15 protein-coding genes and 1 riboswitch are annotated in these 20,123 nt (G+C 72.3%); of the genes, 4 read left to right on the forward strand and 11 right to left on the reverse strand.

The features are described 5' to 3' along the window. Positions 1 to 7: 7 nt before the first annotated feature. From ACZ4VW_RS26665 to ACZ4VW_RS26680, 4 genes are all read right to left on the reverse strand, one after another. Positions 8 to 658 (reverse strand): thymidine kinase, encoded by a 651-nt coding sequence (locus ACZ4VW_RS26665; protein ID WP_467966635.1) that lies wholly within the window; start codon positions 656 to 658, stop codon positions 8 to 10. Positions 659 to 724: 66 nt separating this feature from the next. Continuing rightward, positions 725 to 1,927, reverse strand: coding sequence for an alkaline phosphatase family protein (locus tag ACZ4VW_RS26670; RefSeq protein WP_467966637.1), 1,203 nt, complete (start codon positions 1,925 to 1,927; stop codon positions 725 to 727). Next, complete coding sequence (locus ACZ4VW_RS26675) at positions 1,927 to 2,511, reverse strand: DUF5998 family protein (RefSeq protein ID WP_355106181.1); 585 nt, start codon at positions 2,509 to 2,511, stop codon at positions 1,927 to 1,929. The genes ACZ4VW_RS26670 and ACZ4VW_RS26675 overlap by 1 nt, the downstream gene beginning before the upstream one ends. A gap of 56 nt (positions 2,512 to 2,567) precedes the next feature. After that, complete coding sequence (locus ACZ4VW_RS26680; protein ID WP_467966639.1) at positions 2,568 to 5,978, reverse strand: GNAT family N-acetyltransferase; 3,411 nt, start codon at positions 5,976 to 5,978, stop codon at positions 2,568 to 2,570. A gap of 177 nt (positions 5,979 to 6,155) precedes the next feature. Between ACZ4VW_RS26680 and ACZ4VW_RS26685 the strand changes: the two genes are divergently transcribed. Further along, positions 6,156 to 6,437: an HPr family phosphocarrier protein gene (locus tag ACZ4VW_RS26685; RefSeq protein ID WP_467966641.1), complete on the forward strand. Its 282-nt coding sequence runs from the start codon at positions 6,156 to 6,158 to the stop codon at positions 6,435 to 6,437. A 151-nt stretch (positions 6,438 to 6,588) separates the two neighbouring features. Here the strand turns inward: ACZ4VW_RS26685 and ACZ4VW_RS26690 are convergent, their stop codons facing one another. The 4 genes from ACZ4VW_RS26690 to ACZ4VW_RS26705 form a co-directional block, all read right to left on the reverse strand. Then, positions 6,589 to 7,272: a GntR family transcriptional regulator gene (locus ACZ4VW_RS26690; RefSeq protein ID WP_467966643.1), complete on the reverse strand. Its 684-nt coding sequence runs from the start codon at positions 7,270 to 7,272 to the stop codon at positions 6,589 to 6,591. Positions 7,273 to 7,436: 164 nt separating this feature from the next. Next, a complete protein-coding gene (locus ACZ4VW_RS26695) occupies positions 7,437 to 8,219 on the reverse strand; it encodes a M23 family metallopeptidase (RefSeq protein WP_467966645.1) in 783 nt (260 codons plus the stop codon). A gap of 13 nt (positions 8,220 to 8,232) precedes the next feature. After that, positions 8,233 to 8,396, reverse strand: a riboswitch (cyclic di-AMP (ydaO/yuaA leader). A 201-nt stretch (positions 8,397 to 8,597) separates the two neighbouring features. Continuing rightward, the gene (locus ACZ4VW_RS26700) at positions 8,598 to 9,965 is read right to left on the reverse strand and encodes a M16 family metallopeptidase (protein WP_467966814.1); all 1,368 of its coding nucleotides are present in this window, start codon (positions 9,963 to 9,965) and stop codon (positions 8,598 to 8,600) included. A gap of 26 nt (positions 9,966 to 9,991) precedes the next feature. Next, positions 9,992 to 11,338, reverse strand: a complete 1,347-nt coding sequence (locus ACZ4VW_RS26705) for a M16 family metallopeptidase (RefSeq protein ID WP_467966647.1) — start codon at positions 11,336 to 11,338, stop codon at positions 9,992 to 9,994. Positions 11,339 to 11,698: 360 nt separating this feature from the next. Here ACZ4VW_RS26705 and ACZ4VW_RS26710 point away from each other — a divergent pair, with 360 nt between their 5' ends. Beyond that, positions 11,699 to 14,158 (forward strand): DNA gyrase/topoisomerase IV subunit A, encoded by a 2,460-nt coding sequence (locus ACZ4VW_RS26710; RefSeq protein ID WP_467966649.1) that lies wholly within the window; start codon positions 11,699 to 11,701, stop codon positions 14,156 to 14,158. On the opposite strand, the gene ACZ4VW_RS26715 is transcribed toward ACZ4VW_RS26710, so the two are convergent. After that, on the reverse strand, positions 14,155 to 15,231 hold the full coding sequence (locus tag ACZ4VW_RS26715) for a CobW family GTP-binding protein (RefSeq protein WP_467966651.1): 1,077 nt from the start codon (positions 15,229 to 15,231) through the stop codon (positions 14,155 to 14,157). The genes ACZ4VW_RS26710 and ACZ4VW_RS26715 overlap by 4 nt on opposite strands. A gap of 235 nt (positions 15,232 to 15,466) precedes the next feature. Here ACZ4VW_RS26715 and ACZ4VW_RS26720 point away from each other — a divergent pair, with 235 nt between their 5' ends. After that, on the forward strand, positions 15,467 to 17,230 hold the full coding sequence (locus ACZ4VW_RS26720) for a sensor histidine kinase (RefSeq protein ID WP_467966653.1): 1,764 nt from the start codon (positions 15,467 to 15,469) through the stop codon (positions 17,228 to 17,230). Next, on the forward strand, positions 17,230 to 17,913 hold the full coding sequence (locus ACZ4VW_RS26725; RefSeq protein WP_467966655.1) for a response regulator: 684 nt from the start codon (positions 17,230 to 17,232) through the stop codon (positions 17,911 to 17,913). The genes ACZ4VW_RS26720 and ACZ4VW_RS26725 overlap by 1 nt, the downstream gene beginning before the upstream one ends. A 59-nt stretch (positions 17,914 to 17,972) precedes the next feature. Here ACZ4VW_RS26725 and ACZ4VW_RS26730 read toward each other — a convergent pair whose 3' ends face one another. Together ACZ4VW_RS26730 and ACZ4VW_RS26735 are read right to left on the reverse strand one after the other, a co-directional pair. Beyond that, positions 17,973 to 19,571, reverse strand: a complete 1,599-nt coding sequence (locus ACZ4VW_RS26730) for a solute symporter family protein (protein WP_467966657.1) — start codon at positions 19,569 to 19,571, stop codon at positions 17,973 to 17,975. After that, complete coding sequence (locus ACZ4VW_RS26735; protein ID WP_467966659.1) at positions 19,568 to 20,086, reverse strand: DUF485 domain-containing protein; 519 nt, start codon at positions 20,084 to 20,086, stop codon at positions 19,568 to 19,570. Before ACZ4VW_RS26735 ends, ACZ4VW_RS26730 begins: the two co-directional genes overlap by 4 nt. Positions 20,087 to 20,123: the final 37 nt, after the last annotated feature.

The raw sequence follows: 20,123 nt of genomic DNA on the forward strand, positions 1-20,123 counted from the left end.
GACGCCGTCAGGCGTTGTTGACGGGGAGGACGTCCGGGGAGAGGGCACTCGCGTGGGCCGAGGCACTGGTCATGCGGCGCCGGTGGTGCCGGCGGCAGAGGACCTCGTAACCGATCTCCTCCGCCGGCCGGTTCACGTCACCGACGACGACCTGGGCGCCCTCGACGACCATCTCCCCGCCCACGGTGCGGGCGTTGTGGGTGGCGCGGGCGCCGCACCAGCACAGGGCCTCGACCTGGAGCTGCTCTATCCGGTCGGCCAGCTCGATCAGCCGCTGCGACCCCGGGAACAGCTTGGTGCGGAAGTCCGTGGTGATCCCGAAGGCGAACACGTCCATCCCCAGGTCGTCCACGACCCGGGCCAGCTGGTCGATCTGCTCCGGTGCCAGGAACTGCGCCTCGTCCACGATCACGTAGTCGGCCTTGCCGCCCTTGGACAGCTGGTCGACGAGGTACGCGTACAGGTCCATGCCCTCGGCTGCCTCGACCGCCTCCGTGACCAGGCCGAGGCGCGAGGAGAGCTTCCCCTCCCCCGCCCGGTCGTCACGGGTGAAGATCACTCCCTGGAGCCCGCGTGCAGAACGGTTGTGTCCGATCTGGAGCGCCAGGGTGCTCTTTCCGCAGTCCATCGTTCCGGAGAAGAACACCAGCTCGGGCATGGCGGGTCGAGGACCTTTCAGGTCGTGGAGGGGAGGTTGGGAAGGACGGGCGTGGGCGGGACGACGTCAGGAACGGACTTCGAGGAGCGGCACCAGCTGCTCCGCGGGAGTCATCGATCCGTGCATGCCGACCATCGCCGACTCGTGGGGCTCGTTGACGGACGCGGTGATGACGACGTCCTCGTAGGACGCGGCGACGACGTCACCGATCCGGCCGTGGACACGCTCGTCGATCTCGTCGCCGAACCAGCCGAGCGCTATGGCCTCGTCCCGGCTCGCCACCCAGAACTGCTCGCCCAGCACCTCGCGCCAGCACGTCAGCACATCGGCCTCCGCTCCCCGCACGGCGTAGACATGGCGGGCGCGTCCCTCGCCGCCGAGGAGAGCGACGCCCGCGCGCAGCTCCCAGTCCTCGTCGAAGTCGATCCGGTGCTGGTCGTCGAAGGGGATGTCGACCATGCCGTGGTCGGCCGTGACGTACAGCGCCGAGCGGGGCGGCAACTGCTCGGCGAGGCGCTGCACGAGCCGGTCGACGAACATCAGCTGGCCGCGCCAGGCGTCGGAGTCGATGCCGAAGCGGTGTCCGGCCCCGTCGAGTTCGCTGTAGTACGTGTAGACCAGCGAGCGGTCGCCGCCCGCGAGCTGCTCGGCGGCGAAGTCCATGCGCTCCTCGCCGGAGAGCCGACCATGAAACGTTCCGCCACTCAGCGCGATCTTGGTGAGCGGGGTGTCCTGGAAGATCGGCGAGGAGACCTGGGCCGTGTGGACCCCGGCCTCGTGGGCGAGCTGGAAGACCGTGGGGTACGGCTGCCAGAGGCGCGGCGAGGTCCACGGCTTCCAGCGCAGCTGGTTCATGAGCTCGTCCGTCTCGGGGTTGCGGACGGTGTAGCCGAGCAGGCCGTGCGTGCCGGGGAACCGTCCCGTACCGACCGAGGCGAGTGAGGTCGCGGTGGTGGCGGGGAAACCGGCGGTGATCGGCCGTCCCGTGCCGCCGCGCGAGGAGTCGAGGAGAGAGGTGAGGTACGGCGCCTCGTCGGGGTGCGCCTTGATCTGCTCCCAGCCGAGACCGTCGATCAGGAAGAGGCAGTTCCGGTCGGCCGGGCAGAGCTCGGTGATCCGGGCGTCGAAGCCGGGCACCCCCTGACCGGCGACGAGCGTCGGGAGGAGATCGGCCAGCGAGCCGGAGCCGTACTCCGGCACGGGCGCGGTGTCGAGCGCGATCGGAAGCGGCTCGTCGGGCCAGCCGGTGACGGTGGTGGGCTGGACCATCAGCGGGTCGCCGCGGTTGCTTCGGAGAGCGACTGGGCGAAGGCGAGGGTCTGGCGGACGGTGTCCGGGCCGTCGCCGGCGTCGCTGACACGGAGACTGAGGTCGTCGGCGGTGGCGTTGCCGGTGTAGCCGTGGTCGGCGTCGCAGTTCGGGTCGCCGCAGGCCGCGGGCTCCAGGTCGATCCGGGAGACGGCGCCCCAGCCGATGGTGAGGACGACCTCGCGGGGCAGGGTGCCCGGGGTGTACGACTCCGGGTTGGCGACGACGCGGCTGACGACGACCGAGGAGATCCGGTCGAGCTTGACCGACTCGGTGGACGTCGTGGCGTACGGCGTCGGCGAGCTGCTGTCCGCGGCCTGCTCGTCGGTGTGACTGACGATGAAACGGTTGGCCGTCAGGACGAGGACAGTGACATGGCGGCGGACCTCGTTGGAGTCGAACGTGGTCTCCTGATGCACCAGGTACGACGCGATCGGCTCGCCACCGACGGCGGCCTCCACCGCCTCGGCCACGAGGGCCGGGTAGTAGCCGCTGCGCTCGATCGCCGCGCGCAGCCCCTGGGTCGTCGTACCGGTCTTTGCCATGGACTCCATCCTAATCCGTCGGAAGGGGCGCTCCTGGCCGCTTCGTCGGGGGGTCGTCAGTAGTTCGGGAGTCGCCGCGGGCCGAGGTCCGTGCGGGGCGGCGGCGGCGCGAGGCGGACGGTGGCGCCGAGGACCGAGAGGCCCTGGGGCGCGACGACGACGGGCTCCAGCGCGATGGCGACTACCTCGGGGTGGTCGTCGACGAGCCGGGAGACGCGCAGGAGCAGTTCCTCCAGGGCCGGGGTGTCGACGGGGGCGGAGCCGCGCCAGCCGAAGAGGAGCGGGGCGGTGCGGATCGACCGTACGAGCTCGGCGGCGTCCCGGTCGGTGGCCGGGACGAGCCGGTGGGACATGTCACCGAGCAGCTCGGAGGCCGCTCCGGCGAGCCCGAAGGAGAGCACGGCGCCGACGGCCGGGTCGATGGCGGAACGCACGACGGTGTCCACGCCGCGCGGCACCATGGCCTGGACGACGGGCTGGAGCTCGGCGGGCTTGCCGAGGGTTTCGGTCAGCTCGGCGTAGGCCGTCCGCAGTTGCTCCTCGGTGGCGAGATCGAGGCGTACGCCTCCGAGGTCGGGGCGGTGGCGCAGGTGGGGGGCCGTCGTCTTGAGGGCGACGGGGTAGCCGAGGCCGGCGGCGGCCAGGGCGGCGGCGTCCGGGCTGGGCGCGGGCAGCGTGGGCAGCACGGTGATCCCGTACCGCCCGAGGAGCTCGCTCGCCGCGTCGGCGTCGAGGGTCACGCCCCGGGCGGCGCTCTCCGGCGCTTCCGGCATCGCCGCGCCCAGCACCCGCTCGATCTGCGCGGCGGCCCCGGCCTCGTCGATGTCCTCGTACTCGGGCACCCGGCCCGGCTCGGCGGCCTGCCTGCGCCACTCCCCGTACCGCACGGCCTCGGCCAATGCCCGCACGGCCCGCTCGGCGGCGGGGTAGGCGGGAATGGCCGCCCCCGCACCGCCGAAGGCGGCATCGTCCCCACCGCCACGCCCGCTCCCGGGCCACGAGGCCGCACCGACGCCCGTTCCCGTCCCCGCCATGCCCTCACCACCGTCGGTCCCGGCCCGCGAAGCCGCACCGACGCCCGTTCCGGTCCCGGCCATGCCCTCACCACCGTCGGTCCCGGCCCGCGAGGCCGTACCGGCGCCCGTTCCCGTCCCCGCCGTCGCCAACGGGGCGTCCGTGGTCGCACCGCGGGGAGCCGGCCGGGGGGAAAGGTCCGCGCCGCGTGCCGGCCCGTCGGCGGAGCCGCTGCCCGTAGCCCCGCTCCCGGTTCCCCGGCGGTCGGGCGTGTCGTCGGCGGCCGCCGGTGCGACGAACCGCTGGGCGGGCGCGGCCGCCGGTGCCTCGGAACGACTGCCGGCCTCCGGCCCGCCCGCCGCGGCGCCCGCCGGCCCGGGTCCGTCGGCGCTCCGGCCCGGGTCGTCGGAGACACCGGTCGCCCCGACGGGCGGACGCGCGGACGGTCCGTCGGTGGGAGCCGGCGCCGTCGACCGTGGCGTACGGGCGTCGTCGGAGCCGGCCGGTCCGGCCGGCGAGCCGCTCGACGCCTGCGCGCCCGTCGCCGCCGACCGTGGCTTCGTCGGGCGCGTGCTCGTCGCCACCGCGAGGGCTTCCGCCAGTCCGCCCATCTCGACGTGGACGACGACCACCGGTTTCGCGGGGGTGGGGACCGAGGCGACCGCGTCGCGGAGGAAGGCCGCGAGGACCTCGCCGTCGCCGGACTCGACCGCTCCGTTCTCCCCGACCCACGGGATCGCCGTCACCACGACCGCGTCGCAGGCGTCGTCCACGAGCGCCGACGCCAGCGCGTCGCGGAAGTCCGTGGGGCTCGCCCCCGTCGTCAGGTCGATCGGACGCAGCGGACGCAGCCCCTCCGTCAGACAGGCGTCGTACGTCAGCAGCCCGAGCGACTCCGAGTTGCCCAGGATCGCCACACGAGGCCCGGCCGGCAGCGGCTGGCCCGCGAGCAGCAGACCCGCGTCGACGAGTTCGGTGACCGTGTCGACGCGGATGACGCCGGCCTGCCGGAGCAGCGCGGAGACGGTGGCGTGTGGAATGCGCGTGACCGGTACGCGGTGTCCCGGCGGCGCGCTCCCGCTGTGCCGCGCGCCCTTGACCACCACCACCGGCTTGACCGCCGCCGTCCGCCTGGCCAGCCGGGTGAACTTGCGGGGGTTGCCGATCGACTCCAGATAGAGCAGGACGACATCGGTCGAGGGGTCGTCGTACCAGTGCTGGAGGAAGTCGTTGCCCGAGACGTCCGCCCGGTTGCCCGCGGAGATGAAGGAGGAGAGGCCGGCGCCCCGCCGGTGCAGTCCGGCGAGCAGAGCGATGCCGATCGCGCCGGACTGGGTGAAGAGTCCGATCCGTCCGGGGGCCGGCATCTCCGGCGCGAGGGAGGCGTTCAGCCGGACGTCCGCCGAGGTGTTGATGATGCCGAAGGCGTTCGGACCGATGATCCGCATCCCGTACGAGCGGGCCTGCCGTACCAGCGCGCGCTGCCGCTCCCGCCCTTCCGGGCCGCTCTCCGCGTACCCCGCGGAGAGCACGACAAGGCCCTGCACCCCGTGTTCGCCGCAGTCGGCGACCGCTTCCGGCACACGCTCGGCGGGCACGGCCACGACGGCCAGGTCGACGGTTTCACCGATGTCCCCGACGGAGCGGTGGGCCGGCACCCCGTCGAGCGTGGCGGTCCCCTCCTCCAGGGCGCGGTTCACGGCGTACGTACGGCCCGCGAACCCGGAGCCCAGCAGGTTGCGCAGGACCGTCCGGCCGACTCCGCCCGGTGTGCGCCCGGCCCCGATGACGGCGACCGCCCCGGGGGCGAGGAGACGTTGCACCGAGCGCGCCTCGGCCCGCTGCTCGCGGGCGCGCTGCACGGCCAGGGAGCGGTCGGTGGGTTCCAGGTCGAGGTGCAGCCGGACGGAGCCGTCCTCGAAGCTGCGCTTCTGTGTGTATCCCGCGTCCGTGAACACCTTGATCATCTTGGTGTTGGCCGGCAGCACCTCCGCCGCGAACCGCCTGATGTCCCGCTCCCGCGCCACCGCCGCGATGTGTTCGAGCAGCGCGGAGGCCACGCCCCGCCCCTGGTGCGCGTCCTGGACGAGGAAGGCGACCTCGGCCTCGTCGGCGGGCGCGGCGGCGGGCCGCCCCCGTTCGTCGATGCGGTCGTACCGGACGGTGGCGATGAACTCCCCGCCGACGGTCGCCGCGAGCCCGACCCTGTCCACGAAGTCGTGGTGGGTGAAGCGGTGCACGTCCTTGGCGGAGAGCCGCGGGTAGGGCGCGAAGAAGCGGTAGTACTTCGACTCGTCCGAGACCTGCTCGTAGAAGCTGACCAGCCGGTCGGCGTCGTCGACGGTGATGGGCCTGATGCGCGCCGTGCCGCCGTCGCGGAGGACCACATCCGCCTCCCAGTGGGCGGGGTAGGCGTGTTCCGGATGCTCCGGTCGTTCCGACGCGCTCTGCATGGGGCAAGCGTACGACCGGGGTCCGACAGTGGCACCGGTCGCGCGGCGACCGGGCGCCGTGCAAGGTAGGGAAGACCCGCCGGGCCCCGCCGCAGGCGCCGGAGGTCGACCACGAGCACCCCGCGACCCGTGAGAGACTGGTCTAGACAACCCGCTTGAGACTTGAAGGGCAACACCATGGCTGAGCGCCGCGTCAACGTCGGCTGGGCCGAGGGCCTGCACGCCCGCCCCGCCTCCATCTTCGTCCGTGCCGCCACGGCCTCCGGCGTCCCCGTGACGATCGCCAAGGCCGAGGGCAACCCGGTGAACGCCGCGTCGATGCTCGCGGTGCTCGGTCTGGGCGCGCAGGGCGGCGAGGAGATCGTGCTCGCGTCGGACGCCGAGGGCGCCGAGGCCGCTCTGGACCGTCTGGCGAAGCTGGTTGCCGAGGGGCTCGACGAGCTGCCCGAGACCGTCTGACCGAATTCCGATGGAGCCGCGCACGCCGAAATGACGGCGGGGCGCGGCTCCATTGTTCTGCGGTGCGGACACGACACGTCTTTTCCGCTCGAATTCGGGGCAGCACAAAGAAAGCCCGTCGAATTCGCATTCTTTGTATACGGCCCGCGTGTTAATTCCGGACGTTCGCGGTGTGTACGACGTGTTGCGAAGCCCTCACACGCCCGCGCTCGACCCGCTTCAACCGGTGCTGCGCCAGCGAGCGCTCCGCGTGCGCCGCGGTCAGGGCGCGGGCCCGTTCGGCGTCGCCGCGCGCGACCGCGTCCACGATCGCGCCGTGCTCGGCCCACGCCTCGACGGGCTGGACCGCCGGCTCGACCGCGTACATCCAGGCGATCTTGTGCCGGAGCTGGGTGAGCAACGCCGTGAGCGCCGGGCTGCCGGAGGCCTGCGCCAGCGTCTCGTGGAACCAGCCGCCGAGCGAGCGCAGATCCTCGCCCTGGCCGCGCCTGGCCCGCTCCTGCCCCAGCCTGACCAGGCCCCGCAGCACCTTGAGGTGGGCTTCCGTGCGGCGCTGGGCGGCGCGTGCGGCGCCCAGCGGCTCAAGCAGCGCCCGTACGTCCAGCAGGTCCGCCGCCTCCTGCTCGGTGGGCTCGGCGACATGGGCGCCCGCGTGGCGGCGGCTGATCACGAAGCCCTCGGACTCCAGGGTGCGCAGGGCCTCGCGAACCGGGACGCGGGAGACTCCGTAGCGGCGGGCCAGCTGCTCCTCGGTCAGCCGGCTGCCGCACGCGAAGACACCGGAGACGATGTCGTCCCGGATCGCCGTGCATACCGAGTGCGCGGGAATGCGCATGTTCGACCTCCGCTTTGATCCGCGCGAAACCGGTTCGTCGGCGACTCTATTGCAGCAGAGCAGTATTTCCGACGGGTCTCCGGGAAGCATGGATATCTTTTGGCCAGCAAAAAGCCCCGGCTCTGTACGAGCCGGGGCTTTTCTGACGTGCTGTGGGCCTGCGGTCAGACGTTCACGCCGCGGGCGCGCAGATAGGCGACCGGGTTGATGTCGGAGCCGTACTCGGCGCTGGTGCGGGCCTCGAAGTGCAGGTGCGGGCCGGTCGAGTTGCCGGTCGAGCCGGAGAGACCGATCTGCTGGCCCGGGGTGACGGACTGGCCGACCGAGACACTGATGGCCGACAGGTGACCGTACTGGGTGTACGTGCCGTCGTTCATCCGGATGACGATGTTGTTGCCGTACGCGCCGCCCCAGCCGGCCTCGACGACGGTGCCGGAGCCGACGGAGACGACCCGACTGCCGGAGGCGGCACGGAAGTCGACGCCGGAGTGGCTGCCGGAGGACCAGAGCGAGCCGCCGGCCTGGTAGCCGGTGGTCACGTACGAGCCGGCCACGGGGAGGGTGAAGGAGTTCAGACGCTTGCGCTCGGCCTCGCGGGCGGCGCGCTCCTTGGCCTCGCGGATCTCCTTGGCGCGGGCCTCGGCCTTGCGCTTCGCCTCGGCCTTCGCGCGGGCGGCGGCCTCGGCGCGCTCCTGGGCCTCGACGGCCTCGCGCTCCTGGGCGGCGGCCTGGGCGTCGATCGTGTCCGCGAGGGTGTCGACGGCGACGATCTGGGTCAGGCCGGTGTCCTCGGGGGACGGAGTGTCCGCGTCGACGGCGAGTGCCGGGGAGGCGAGGGTTCCGATGACGCCGGTGGTGGCGAGGGTCGCGATGCCGGCGATGCCCGCGCTGCGGCGCGCCAGACGGCTCGGACCACGATGCTTCCCGGTGGCACGGGTGAACGCCATGTAGTGGCTGATCCTTTCCTTCCTTCTCGCCTACCGGGTTAGCTGACGGGTTCGGAGCAGGAAGGTCTCCTACGGGCCCCTCCGCACGGATGCGAAGGCGTCCGATTCACCCCAGGGACTTCGTGGGTCCCCGGCTCCCCAGGCTCGCGCCTGACGGGGACTCGGCGATGACTGTCCGATGCCGCGGGCGCGGCGGGTGCAACTGGCGAACAGCCGGACCGACGCTAAGCGGACCTTCTTTCAATCAGCAAACAGACACGGCTGTTTGTAAGACATGCCACAGGGCATAAAGCCACCCTCTTCCGCAATACGGACATAGGGAAGGACCCCGACGTACCGTGACGTCGGGGTCCTCCAGGGGGCTCGGTCGGGCCTCGGTCAGCCGGTGACGACGGTCACTTCACCGATGCCGAGGGCGCGCACGGGCTCCTCGATCTGCGCCGCGTCGCCGACGAGCACGGTGACCAGACGGTTCACCGGGAAGGCGTTGACGACGGCGGCCGTCGCCTCCACCGTGCCGGTCTCGGCGAGGCGGGCGTACAACTGCGCCTGGAAATCGTCCGGAAGGTGCTGCTCGACCTGGTCGGCGAGCGTTCCGGCGACGGAGGCGGCCGTCTCGTACTTCAGCGGCGCCACGCCCACGAGGTTCTGCACGGCCACATCGCGCTCGGCGTCCGTCAGACCCTCCGCGGCGAGGGTGCGCAGCACCTTCCACAGGTCGTCAAGTGCCGGGCCGGTGTTGGGGGTGTCGACCGAACCGCTGATGGCGAGCATCGAGGCGCCGTTGCCGCGGCCGTCGGAGCGCAGCACCTGGCCGAACGCCCGCACCCCGTACGTGTAGCCCTTCTCCTCCCGCAGGACGCGGTCCAGGCGGGAGGTGAGGGTGCCGCCGAGGCAGTACGTGCCGAGGACCTGGGCCGGCCAGACGCGGTCGTGCCGGTCGGCGCCCACGCGCCCGATGAGCAGCTGGGTCTGGACGGCGCCCGGGCGGTCCACGATCACCACGCGGCCGGTGTCGTCGGCCGTGATCGGCGGAACGGGACGCGGCTCGGCGGTGTTGCCCGTCCACGCGCCCAGCGTCTCGGCGAGGACCTTGTCCAGATCCACGTCGGTCAGGTCGCCGACGACCACGGCGGTGGCCGTGGCGGGCCGGACGTACGCCTCGAAGAAGGCACGCACGGCCGCGGCGTCGATCGCCGCCACCGTCTCCTCGGTGCCCTGGCGCGGCCGCGACATGCGGGAGTCGGCCGGGAACAGCTCCTTGGAGAGCTGCTTGGCCGCCCGGCGCGCGGGGTTGGCCGTCTCGTGCGGGATCTCGTCGAGCCGGTTGCGCACCAGGCGCTCGATCTCGGTGTCGAGGAAGGCCGGCGCGATCAGCGCCTCGGAGAGCAGCCCGAGCGCCTTGGGCAGCCGGGAGACGGGGACCTCCAGGGAGACCCGTACGCCGGGGTGGTCGGCGTGCGCGTCGAGCGTGGCGCCGCAGCGCTCCAGCTCGGCCGCGAACTCCTCCGCGGTGTGCTTGTCCGTGCCTTCGGAGAGGGCGCGGGCCATGATCGTGGCCACGCCGTCCAGGCCCTCGGGCTCGGCGTCCAGCGGCGCGTCGAGGAAGACCTCGACGGCCACGACCTGCTGGCCGGGCCGGTGGCAGTGCAGCACCGTCAGGCCGTTGTCCAGCGCTCCGCGGTCCGGGGCCGGGAAGGCCCAGGGCTTCGCGGTGCCCGGCTCCGGCTGCGGGTGGAACGTCATGCTCGTCAAAGACGCGGCAGCGTCGGTCACTGGTCCGCTCCCTCTTCCTCGTCGCTGTCGCTCTGTTCGGTACCGATCGGCTCGTAGACGAGCACCGCGCGGTTGTCCGGGCGCAGCCGGGCCTTGGCGACCGCCTGCACCTCCTCCGCGGTGACGTCCAGGACCCGGTGGACGGCGGTGAGAGCGAGCTGCGGGTCACCGAACAGGACCGCGAAGCGGCACAGTTCGTCGGCGCGGCCCGCGACCGTGCCGAGCCGGTCCAGCCACTCGCGCTCCAACTGGGCCTGGGCGCGCTCCATCTCCTCGGGCGTCGGCCCCTCGGCGGCGAAGCGGGCCAGCTCCTCGTCGACGGCGGCCTCGATCTCGGGCACCTCGACACCGCCGGACGTCTTGACGTCCAGCCAGCCGAGCGAGGGCGCGCCGGCCAGTCGCAGCAGTCCGAAGCCGGCGGCCACCGCCGTGCGGTCACGGCGGACCAGACGGTTGTGCAGCCGCGAGGACTCGCCCCCGCCGAGGACGGTCAGGGCCAGGTCGGCGGCGTCGCACTCGCGCGTGCCGTCGTGCGGGAGCCGGTAGGCGGCCATCAGCGCGCGGGCCGGTACCTCCTCCTCGACGACCTCGCGCAGCTGCTCCCCGATCGTGTCGGGCAGCGTGCCGTCGCGGGGCGGCAGCTTGCCGTCGTGGGACGGGATGGAGCCGAAGTACTTCTCGATCCAGGCCAGCGTCTGCTGGGGATCGATGTCGCCGACGACCGACAGCACCGCGTTGTTCGGCGCGTAGTACGTCCGGAAGAAGGACCGGGCGTCCTCGAGCGTGGCCGCGTCCAGGTCGGCCATGGAGCCGATCGGCGTGTGGTGGTACGGGTGGCCCTCGGGGTAGGCGAGAGCGGTGAGCTTCTCGAAGGCCGTGCCGTACGGCACGTTGTCGTACCGCTGACGGCGCTCGTTCTTGACGACGTCCCGCTGGTTCTCCATGGACTCGTCGTCCAGGGCCGCGAGCAGCGAGCCCATGCGGTCCGCCTCCAGCCAGAGCGCGAGCTCCAGCTGGTGCGTGGGCATGGTCTCGAAGTAGTTGGTGCGCTCGAAGCTCGTCGTGCCGTTGAGCGAGCCACCCGCGCCCTGCACCAGCTCGAAGTGGCCGTTGCCGTGGACCTGCTTCGAGCCCTGGAACATCAGGTGCTCGAAGAGATGGGCGAGGCCGGTGCGGCCCTCGACCTCGTGGCGCGAGCCGACGTCGTACCAGAGGCAGACCGCGGCGACCGGGGTCAGGTGGTCCTCGGAGAGCACCACCCGCAGGCCGTTGGCCAGCCGGTGCTCGGTCGCTGTCAGGCCGCCGGAGCCGGCCTCTGCCGTGGCCGTGTGACCCATGGGCATGTACGTCCCTTCGATCGCGATATGGAAAAGTCCTGCCACCCTATGCAAGCGCACCGACACCTGGCGAAGTTCCCGCCGGTTCCCCACGTCCCTCTTCCGGGTCGCGCGGACGTCGCGTACGGCCGACGCGGGGCTCACACGCGGCTGGCCCCGGGGCGACCCACCGGCAGGCGCGGGGCCACCCACGGCTCAGGCACCGCCGGCGAAGGGGGCGCGGCGGACCGTGGACCGGACTGGTGGGACCGGCCTGGAGCGGGGCCGCGGCGGGCCCTGGACCGGGTCGCGGTCGGCGTTGTCGGTGGGACGGTCCACAATGGTCCGCGTCAGATCAACCTTGTTGGTGAAGGAGCCGCAGCCGCGATGGCCCGCCGCAGCACGAAGACACCGCCGCCGGACGACGCGTTCGAGGAGCGAATCCTCGACATCGACGTCGTCGACGAGATGCAGGGCTCCTTCCTCGAGTACGCGTACTCGGTGATCTACTCCCGCGCGCTGCCGGACGCCCGCGACGGCATGAAGCCGGTGCAGCGCCGCATCGTCTACCAGATGAACGAGATGGGTTTGCGCCCCGACCGCGGCTATGTGAAGTGCGCGCGGGTCGTCGGCGAGGTCATGGGCAAGCTGCACCCGCACGGCGACGCGTCGATCTACGACGCGATGGTGCGCATGGCGCAGCCCTTCTCCATGCGGCTCCCCCTCGTGGACGGCCACGGCAACTTCGGCTCGCTGGGCAACGACGACCCGCCGGCCGCCATGCGGTACACCGAGTCCAAGATGGCCGCCGCCGCGCTGATGATGACGGAGTCGATCGACGAGGACACCGTCGACTTCTCGCCGAACTACGACGGCCAGGAGCAGGAGCCCGTCGCGCTCCCCGCGGCGTACCCGAACCTCCTGGTCAACGGCGCGTCCGGAATCGCCGTCGGCATGGCCACGAACATGCCGCCGCACAACCTGGGCGAGGTGATCGCGGCCGCCCGGCACCTGATCCGGCACCCGAACGCGGACCTCGACGCGCTCATGCGCTTCGTGCCCGGCCCCGACCTGCCCACGGGCGGCCGGATCGTCGGCCTGTCCGGGATCAAGGACGCGTACGAGAGCGGCCGCGGCACGTTCAAGATCCGCGCCACGGCGACCGTGGAGAACGTGACGGCCCGCCGCAAGGGCATCGTCGTCACCGAGCTGCCCTTCACGGTCGGCCCGGAGAAGGTCATCTCCAAGATCAAGGATCTGGTCGGCGCCAAGAAGCTCCAGGGCATCGCGGACGTCAAGGACCTCACCGACCGCAGCCACGGGCTGCGCCTGGTCATCGAGGTCAAGAACGGCTTCGTGCCGGAGGCGGTCCTGGAGCAGCTCTACAAGCTGACGCCGATGGAGGAGTCCTTCGGCATCAACAACGTGGCGCTGGTCGACGGCCAGCCGCTCACGCTCGGCCTCAAGGAGCTCCTTGAGGTCTATCTCGACCACCGCTTCGACGTGGTGCGCCGCCGCAGCGAGTTCCGCCGCACGAAGAAGCGCGACCGCCTGCACCTGGTGGACGGTCTGCTCATCGCCCTCCTCGACATCGACGAGGTCATCCGCCTGATCCGCTCCAGCGAGAACTCTGCGCAGGCGCGCGAGCGGCTGATGGGGCGCTTCTCGCTCAGCGAGACGCAGACGATCTACATCCTGGACACCCCGCTGCGCCGGCTCACCAAGTTCGACCGGATCGAGCTGGAGACCGAGCGCGACCGGCTCAACGGCGAGATCGACGAGCTGACGGGCATCCTGGAGTCCGACAACGAGCTGCGCAAGCTCGTCTCGGCCGAACTGGCCTCGGTGGCCAAGAAGTTCGGTACCGACCGGCGTACGGTCCTGCTGGAGTCGGCGGGCGCGCCCGTCACCGCCGTCTCCCTGGAGGTCGCGGACGACCCGTGCCGCGTCCTGCTCTCCTCGACCGGCCTGCTGGCCCGCACGGCCACCGCGGAGCTCCCGTCCGACGAGGACGGCGGCCGGCGCGCCAAGCACGACGTGATCGTCTCGGCGGTCCCGGCCACCCAGCGCGGTGACATCGGCGTGGTGACCTCGGCCGGACGCCTGCTCCGGCTCGCGGTCATCGACCTTCCGCAGCTGCCGGACACCGCCGCCGCCCCGAACCTGGCGGGCGGGGCCCCGCTGGCGGAGTTCGTCACGCTGGAGAACGACGAGACGGTGGTCTGTCTCACCACGCTCGACGAGTCCTCGCCCGGACTGGCGATCGGCACCCAGCAGGGTGTGGTGAAGCGGGTGGTGCCGGACTACCCGGCGAACAAGGACGAGTTGGAGGTCATCACCCTCAAGGAGGGTGACCGGATCGTCGGCGCGACCGAGCTGCGTACGGGCGAGGAGGATCTGGTCTTCATCACGTCCGACGCCCAGCTCCTGCGCTACCAGGCCTCGTCGGTGCGGCCCCAGGGCCGCCCCGCGGGCGGCATGGCGGGCATCAAGCTGACCGAGGGCGCCAAGGTGATCTCGTTCACGGCGGTGGACCCGGCGGCGGACGCGGTGGTGTTCACGGTCGCGGGTTCCACGGGCACCCTGGACGACTCGGCCGGTACGTCGGCGAAGCTGACGCCGTTCGACCAGTACCCCCGCAAGGGGCGGGCGACGGGCGGCGTGCGCTGCCAGCGCTTCCTGAAGGGCGAGGACGTGCTGATCCTCGCCTGGGCGGGCGCGACCCCGGCACTCGCCGCGCAGAAGAACGGCACTCCGGTGGAGCTGCCGGAGGCCGACCCGCGCCGCGACGGCTCGGGCACGCCGCTGCCGAAGCCGATCGCGGTCCTGGCGGGCCCGGCGCGCTAGTCGAGCGGCTCGACCGGCTCGTCCAGTTCGACCGGCTCTTCATCGTGTTGTCGTACGTACCGCAGGACGCCCCACATGCTGTGCTCGTCGGGGGCGTCCTGCGGGCCGTCGACGCGGCAGCCGTCGAGCTCCTTGCGCAGGGCGTCGCCGTCGATGCCGGTGCCGATGAGGACGAGCTGGGTGAGTCGTTCCTGGCCGGCCTCCCACGGCTCGGGGTAGAAGCGCAGGAACCGGCCGACGGCGTGCACGGAGTAGCGGTTGCCGGGGTCGGCGGCGCCGAAGTCGACATATCCCTTGATGCGGTAGAGACCCTCCGGCCGGGAGTCCAGGAAATCCATCAGCCTGCGGGGGTGCAAGGGGGTGTCCGAGGCCAGCGAGAGGGTCTCGTACGCGGCGTGCGGATGGTCGTGGTCCTCGTCCGGGTCCCCGTGGAGCAGGTCCTCGATGGACATCTGGCCCTCGATCTCCCCGTCGGGCACCACCCGGTCGAAGAGCAGCTCGGGGTCGACGCGTCCGTGCGCGGCGCGGACCACCGCGGCGGGCCCGGCGAGCTCTCTGACGGCGGCCTGCACGGCCTCCAGCTCCCGCTCGTCCACCCGGTCCGCCTTGTTGACCACGACCAGGTCGGCGAGGGCGAGATGCCGGTCGGTCTCGGGGTGCCGCGCGCGCGTGGCGGTGAACTCGGCCGCGTCGACGACCTGCACGAGCCCGCCGTACACGATCCGCTCGTTCTCGCTGGCGAGCACCATCCGCACCAGCTCCTGGGGCTCGGCGAGCCCGCTGGCCTCGATCACGATGACGTCGAGACGCAGCTCGGGCGCGGTGAGCACCTCCAGGTACTCGTCCAGCTCGCTCACGTCGACGGCACAGCACAGGCAACCGTTGCCGAGCGAGACGGTGGACCCGACCTGTCCGGCGACGGTCATGGCGTCGATCCCGATGTCCCCGAAGTCGTTGACCATGACCCCGATCCGGGTGCCCCGGGAGCTGCGCAGCAGATGGTTGAGCAGCGTCGTCTTGCCCGCTCCGAGGAACCCGGAGAGGACGACGACGGGAATCTGCTGGCTGGTCAAGGAAACCCCTCCGACGACTCGGCACACACCAAAGCCCCCAGAATAGGCAGACCCGGAACCAGGTTCGGCCGACCCGCTCCTGCTGGGCGGGTCCGGGTCTCTCCACACCTCGGAACCGGCGGCCTGCCGCAGCTCGCCGCCTGGGTGGACGGAACACCGCGGTCACGGCCCCGGCCCGGCCGCCGTCACCCGCGCCATTTCCGGTCGCCGCCCCCCGCCCCGTACCGTTCCTGCCATGACCCCCGCACCGACCACCCCCACGCCGCCCCCCGCGCGACGCAGGCGGTTCGGCTGGCCGCAGCGGGTCTTCTCGCAGGTCCTCCTCATGCAGCTGGCCATCGCGACCGGCGTCACCGTGCTGGCCACCGGCCTCTTCCTCGCCCCCCTCAGCGCCCAGCTCGACGACCAGGCCATGCGCCGCGCACTCGCCATCGCCGAGACGACCGCCTCACCGCAGATCGCCACCGCGCTGAGGACCTCCGCGCCCTCCGCCCGGGGACCCGTGCAGGAGGAGGCCGAGCGCATCCGCCGGTCCACCGGCGCCGAGTATGTCGTCGTCATGGACACGCGGGGCGTCCGCTGGTCCCACACCGACCCCGCGCAGATCGGCAGGCGGGTCTCCACGGACCCCAGCGCCGCGCTCGCCGGGCGGGAGGTCATGGAGATCGACAGCGGCACCCTGGGCCGCTCCGCACGCGGCAAGGCGCCGTTGCGGAACGCCGACGGGGCCATCGTCGGCGCCGTGTCCGTGGGCATCGAGTACGACAGCGTCCAGGACCGCCTGCTCGGGGCGATTCCGGGGCTCCTCGCGTACGCCGGCGGAGCTCTGGCGGCCGGCGCCCTCGCCGCGTACCTGATCTCCCGCAGACTTCAGCGGCGCACCCACGACCTGGCCTTCTCCGACATCTCCGCGCTGCTGGCCGAGCGCGAGGCCATGCTCCACGGCATCCGTGAGGGCGTCGTCGCCCTCGACCGCACGGGCCGCGTCCGGCTGATGAACGACGAGGCGCAGCGCCTCCTGGGCATCGGCCCGGAGGCCACCGGTCTCCCGCTGGAGGCCGTCCTCGGCCCGGGCCGCACGGCCGATGTGCTGGCCGGGCGGGTCACCGGTGAGGACCTGGTGACCGTCCGCGGCCACCGGGTCCTGATCGCCAACCGGATGCCGACGGACGACGGCGGCGCCGTGGCGACCCTGCGCGACCGTACCGAGCTGGAGCGGCTCGGCCGTGAGCTGGACTCCACCCGCGGTCTGATCGACGCCCTCCGTGCCCAGGACCACGAGCACGCCAACCGCCTGCACACCCTGCTCGGCCTCCTGGAGCTGGAGATGCACGACGAGGCGGTCGAATTCGTCACCGAGGTGGTCGGAGTCCACCGGGCCACCGCAGAGCAGGTCACCGAGAAGGTCCACGACCCCTTGCTCGCCGCCCTCCTGGTCGGCAAGGCCACGGTCGCCGCGGAGCGGGGTGTGGGCCTGCGGATCTCGCCCGACTCGCTGCTCCCCGACCGCCTGGTCGACCCGCGCGAGCTGGTCACCGTCGTCGGCAACCTCGTCGACAACGCCCTGGACGCCGCCGCCGGCACCGCCGCGTCGCGCGTCGAGATCGCCCTGCGGACCGAAGGACGCACCGCCGTACTGCGGGTCACCGACAGCGGCCCGGGCGTGCCCGACGACCGGCGCGAGCTGATCTTCACCGAGGGCTGGACCACGAAGGATTTGCCGTCGCACGGCAAGCGGGGTCTGGGCCTGGCGCTGGTGCGCCGGCTCGCCGAACGCCGGGGCGGCAGCGCCCGGGTCACCGACGGGCCGGAGGGAGGCGCCGAGTTCACCGTCGTACTCCCGGAGGCGCTGAGCGAACCGGACCCGCGGCCGACGCCTGACCCGGGGCCGACACCTGGGCCGGCCCCGGACCCGCGGCCGGCACCCGACCCGCGGCCGACACCTGGGCCTGTGCCGCCGTCGGAGCCGGCCATGGCCCGGGCGACCGAGGAGCCGTGATGATCGACGTCCTGGTCGTGGACGACGACGTACGGGTCGCGCGGATCAACGCGGCCTACGTGACGAAGATCCCCGGTTTCCGCGTCGTCGCCACCGCCCACTCGACGGCGGAGGCGATCAGCCGGCTCGGTGAGGTTCCGGTCGATCTCATCCTGCTCGACCACTACCTGCCGGACGAGAACGGCCTCGCGGTCGTACGGGAACTTCGCCGGGAGGGCCATCAGACCGACGTGATCATGGTGACCGCCGCGCGCGACGTGGCGACGGTCCAGGCGGCGATGCGCCACGGTGCGCTGCAGTATCTGGTGAAGCCGTTCACCTTCGCCGGGCTGCGCGGCAAGCTGGAGGCGTACGCCGCCCTGCGCGACACCCTCGCCGGTGGCGGCGAGGCCGAACAGGCCGAGGTGGACCGGATCTTCGGCGCCCTCTCGGCGGGTACGACCGAGCCCGACCTGCCCAAGGGGCACTCCCCCACCACCGCGGAGCTGGTACGACAGGTCCTGCTCGCCGCCCACGGGGCCCTGTCCGCGCAGGAGATCGCCGAACGGGCCGGGGTGAGCCGGCAGACCGCCCAGCGCTATCTCAAGCTGCTCGAACGCGCCGGACGGGTACGCCTCTCACTGAAGTACGGCGAGACGGGCCGGCCCGAGCACCGCTACGTCTGGGCTCCGGCCGCGCGCTGAACCCCCGCGACCCCGCCCATGTGGTCGGCGGTTCCCGCGACTCCCGCCGCGCGGGCGGATCACACCGCGCCCGCGCCGGTCAGCGCCCTGACCTCCGTCTCCGCGTGCCGGGCCGCGTCCGGCGGCTCGGAGGAGGTGACCGTGCCGATCCAGCCGGCCAGGAAGCCGAGCGGGATGGAGACCACCCCGGGGTTCTGGAGCGGGAAGACATGGAAGTCGACGCCCGGGAACAGCGCGTCGGGACTGCCGGAGACGACCGGCGAGAGAACGACGAGCAGGACCGCCGGGACGAGCCCCCCGTACACCGACCAGACGGCGCCCCGCGTGGTGAAGTTCCGCCAGAAGAGCGAGTAGAGCAGCACCGGCAGATTGGCGGACGCGGCCACCGCGAAGGCGAGTCCCACCAGGAACGCCACGTTGAGATCGCGGGCGAGCAGCCCGAGCCCGATCGCGGCGGCCCCGATCCCGGCGGCGGCCAGCCGGGCCACGGTCACCTCGCTGTACTGCTTCGCACGCGGGTCGCGGTGGCGCAGCGAGGCGTACAGATCGTGGGCCACGGAGGCGGAGGAAGCGAGCGTGATACCGGCGACGACGGCCAGGATCGTCGCGAACGCGACGGCGGCGACGATCGCGAAGAGCACGGTGCCGCCGGTCGAACCCGCTCCCCCGCCGAGGTCGAGGGCGAGCAGCGGTACGGCGGTGTTCCCGGCGGCGTTGGAGGCGCGGACGGAGTCGGGACCGATGATCGCGGCCGCGCCGAATCCGAGCACGATCGTCATCAGGTAGAAGCTGCCGATGAGCCCGATGGCCCAGACGACCGAGCGGCGGGCGGCCCGCGCGGTGGGCACCGTGTAGAAGCGGGACAGGATGTGGGGCAGGCCCGCAGTGCCCAGGACGAGCGCGATCCCGAGGCTGATGAAGTCGAGGCGCGCGGTCCACTCCCCGCCGTAGCGCAGCCCTGGTGCGAGGAAGTCCCGTCCGTGTCCGCTGCGTTCGGCGGCGGTGGTGAGCAGCTGGTTGAAGTCGCCGTGGAAGCGGAGCAGGACGAGCACGGTGAGGGTGACCGTGCCGGCCATGAGGAGCACCGCCTTGACGATCTGGATCCAGGTGGTCGCCCGCATCCCGCCGAGCGACACGTAGATCACCATCAGGGCGCCGACGCCGATCACGGTCCAGGAGCGGGCGGCCTCGCTCGTGCCGCCGAGGAGGAGGGCGACGAGGCTGCCGGCGCCCACCATCTGGGCCACGAGATAGAGCACGGAGACGGTGACGGAGGACGTTCCGGCGGCGATGCGCACGGGGCGTTCCGCCATCCGGGCCGCGACGACGTCGGCGAGCGTGAACCGGCCGCAGTTGCGCACCAGTTCGGCGACCAGGAGCAGCACGACCAGCCAGGCGACGAGGAAGCCGACGGAGTACAGCATGCCGTCGTAGCCGAAGAGGGCGATGAGGCCCGAGATCCCGAGGAAGGAGGCGGCGGACATGTAGTCGCCCGCGATGGCGAAACCGTTCTCCATGGGAGAGAAGAGCCTGCCGCCCGCGTAGAACTCCTCGGCGGATCCGTGCCGGTTGCGGCTCACCCAGGTGGTGATCCCCAGCGTCACCGCGATGAACGCGCTGAACAGCAGCAGCGCGAGTGTCTGATGGTCGTCGATCACCGCTGCACCCCTCGCGTCGCGTCCTGCGCCCGCGTCTCGTCGTACACGGTCCAGCGCAGTTCCAGCGCCGCACGGTCCCGGCGCAGCCGGGCGTGCCGGGCGTAGGCCCAGGTCAGCAGGAAGGTGGAGAGGAACTGGCCGAGTCCGGCGACCATCGCCACGTTCACCGCGCCGGCGACGGGCCGGGCCATCAGTCCGGGCGCGACGGTCGCCGCCACGACGTAGGCGAGGTACCAGAGGAGGAAGCCGAGGGCGGCGGGGATCACGAACCGCCGGTAGCGACTGCGTACTTCCTGGAAGGCGGGGCTGCGCTGGACCGCGAGATAGATGTCGGCCGTGCTGAGGGCGGTCGGCCGCTGCCGCGGTACGGCTCCGGGCGCCGGCGCGGTGTGCGCCGGGGCGCCGGTCGGCGTCTCGCCGTCGGTCGCCGCCTCACCCCATCCGGCGGCCAGTGCGTCGTACCAGGGGTCGTCGATCCGCACTGCCGGGGTGCCCGGCCCTTCGTGCTTCTCCACCGGTGAACTCTCCTTGTCAGCGAACCGTTTCGGCCGC

It is taken from the genome of Streptomyces sp. NPDC029139 (assembly GCF_055564335.1).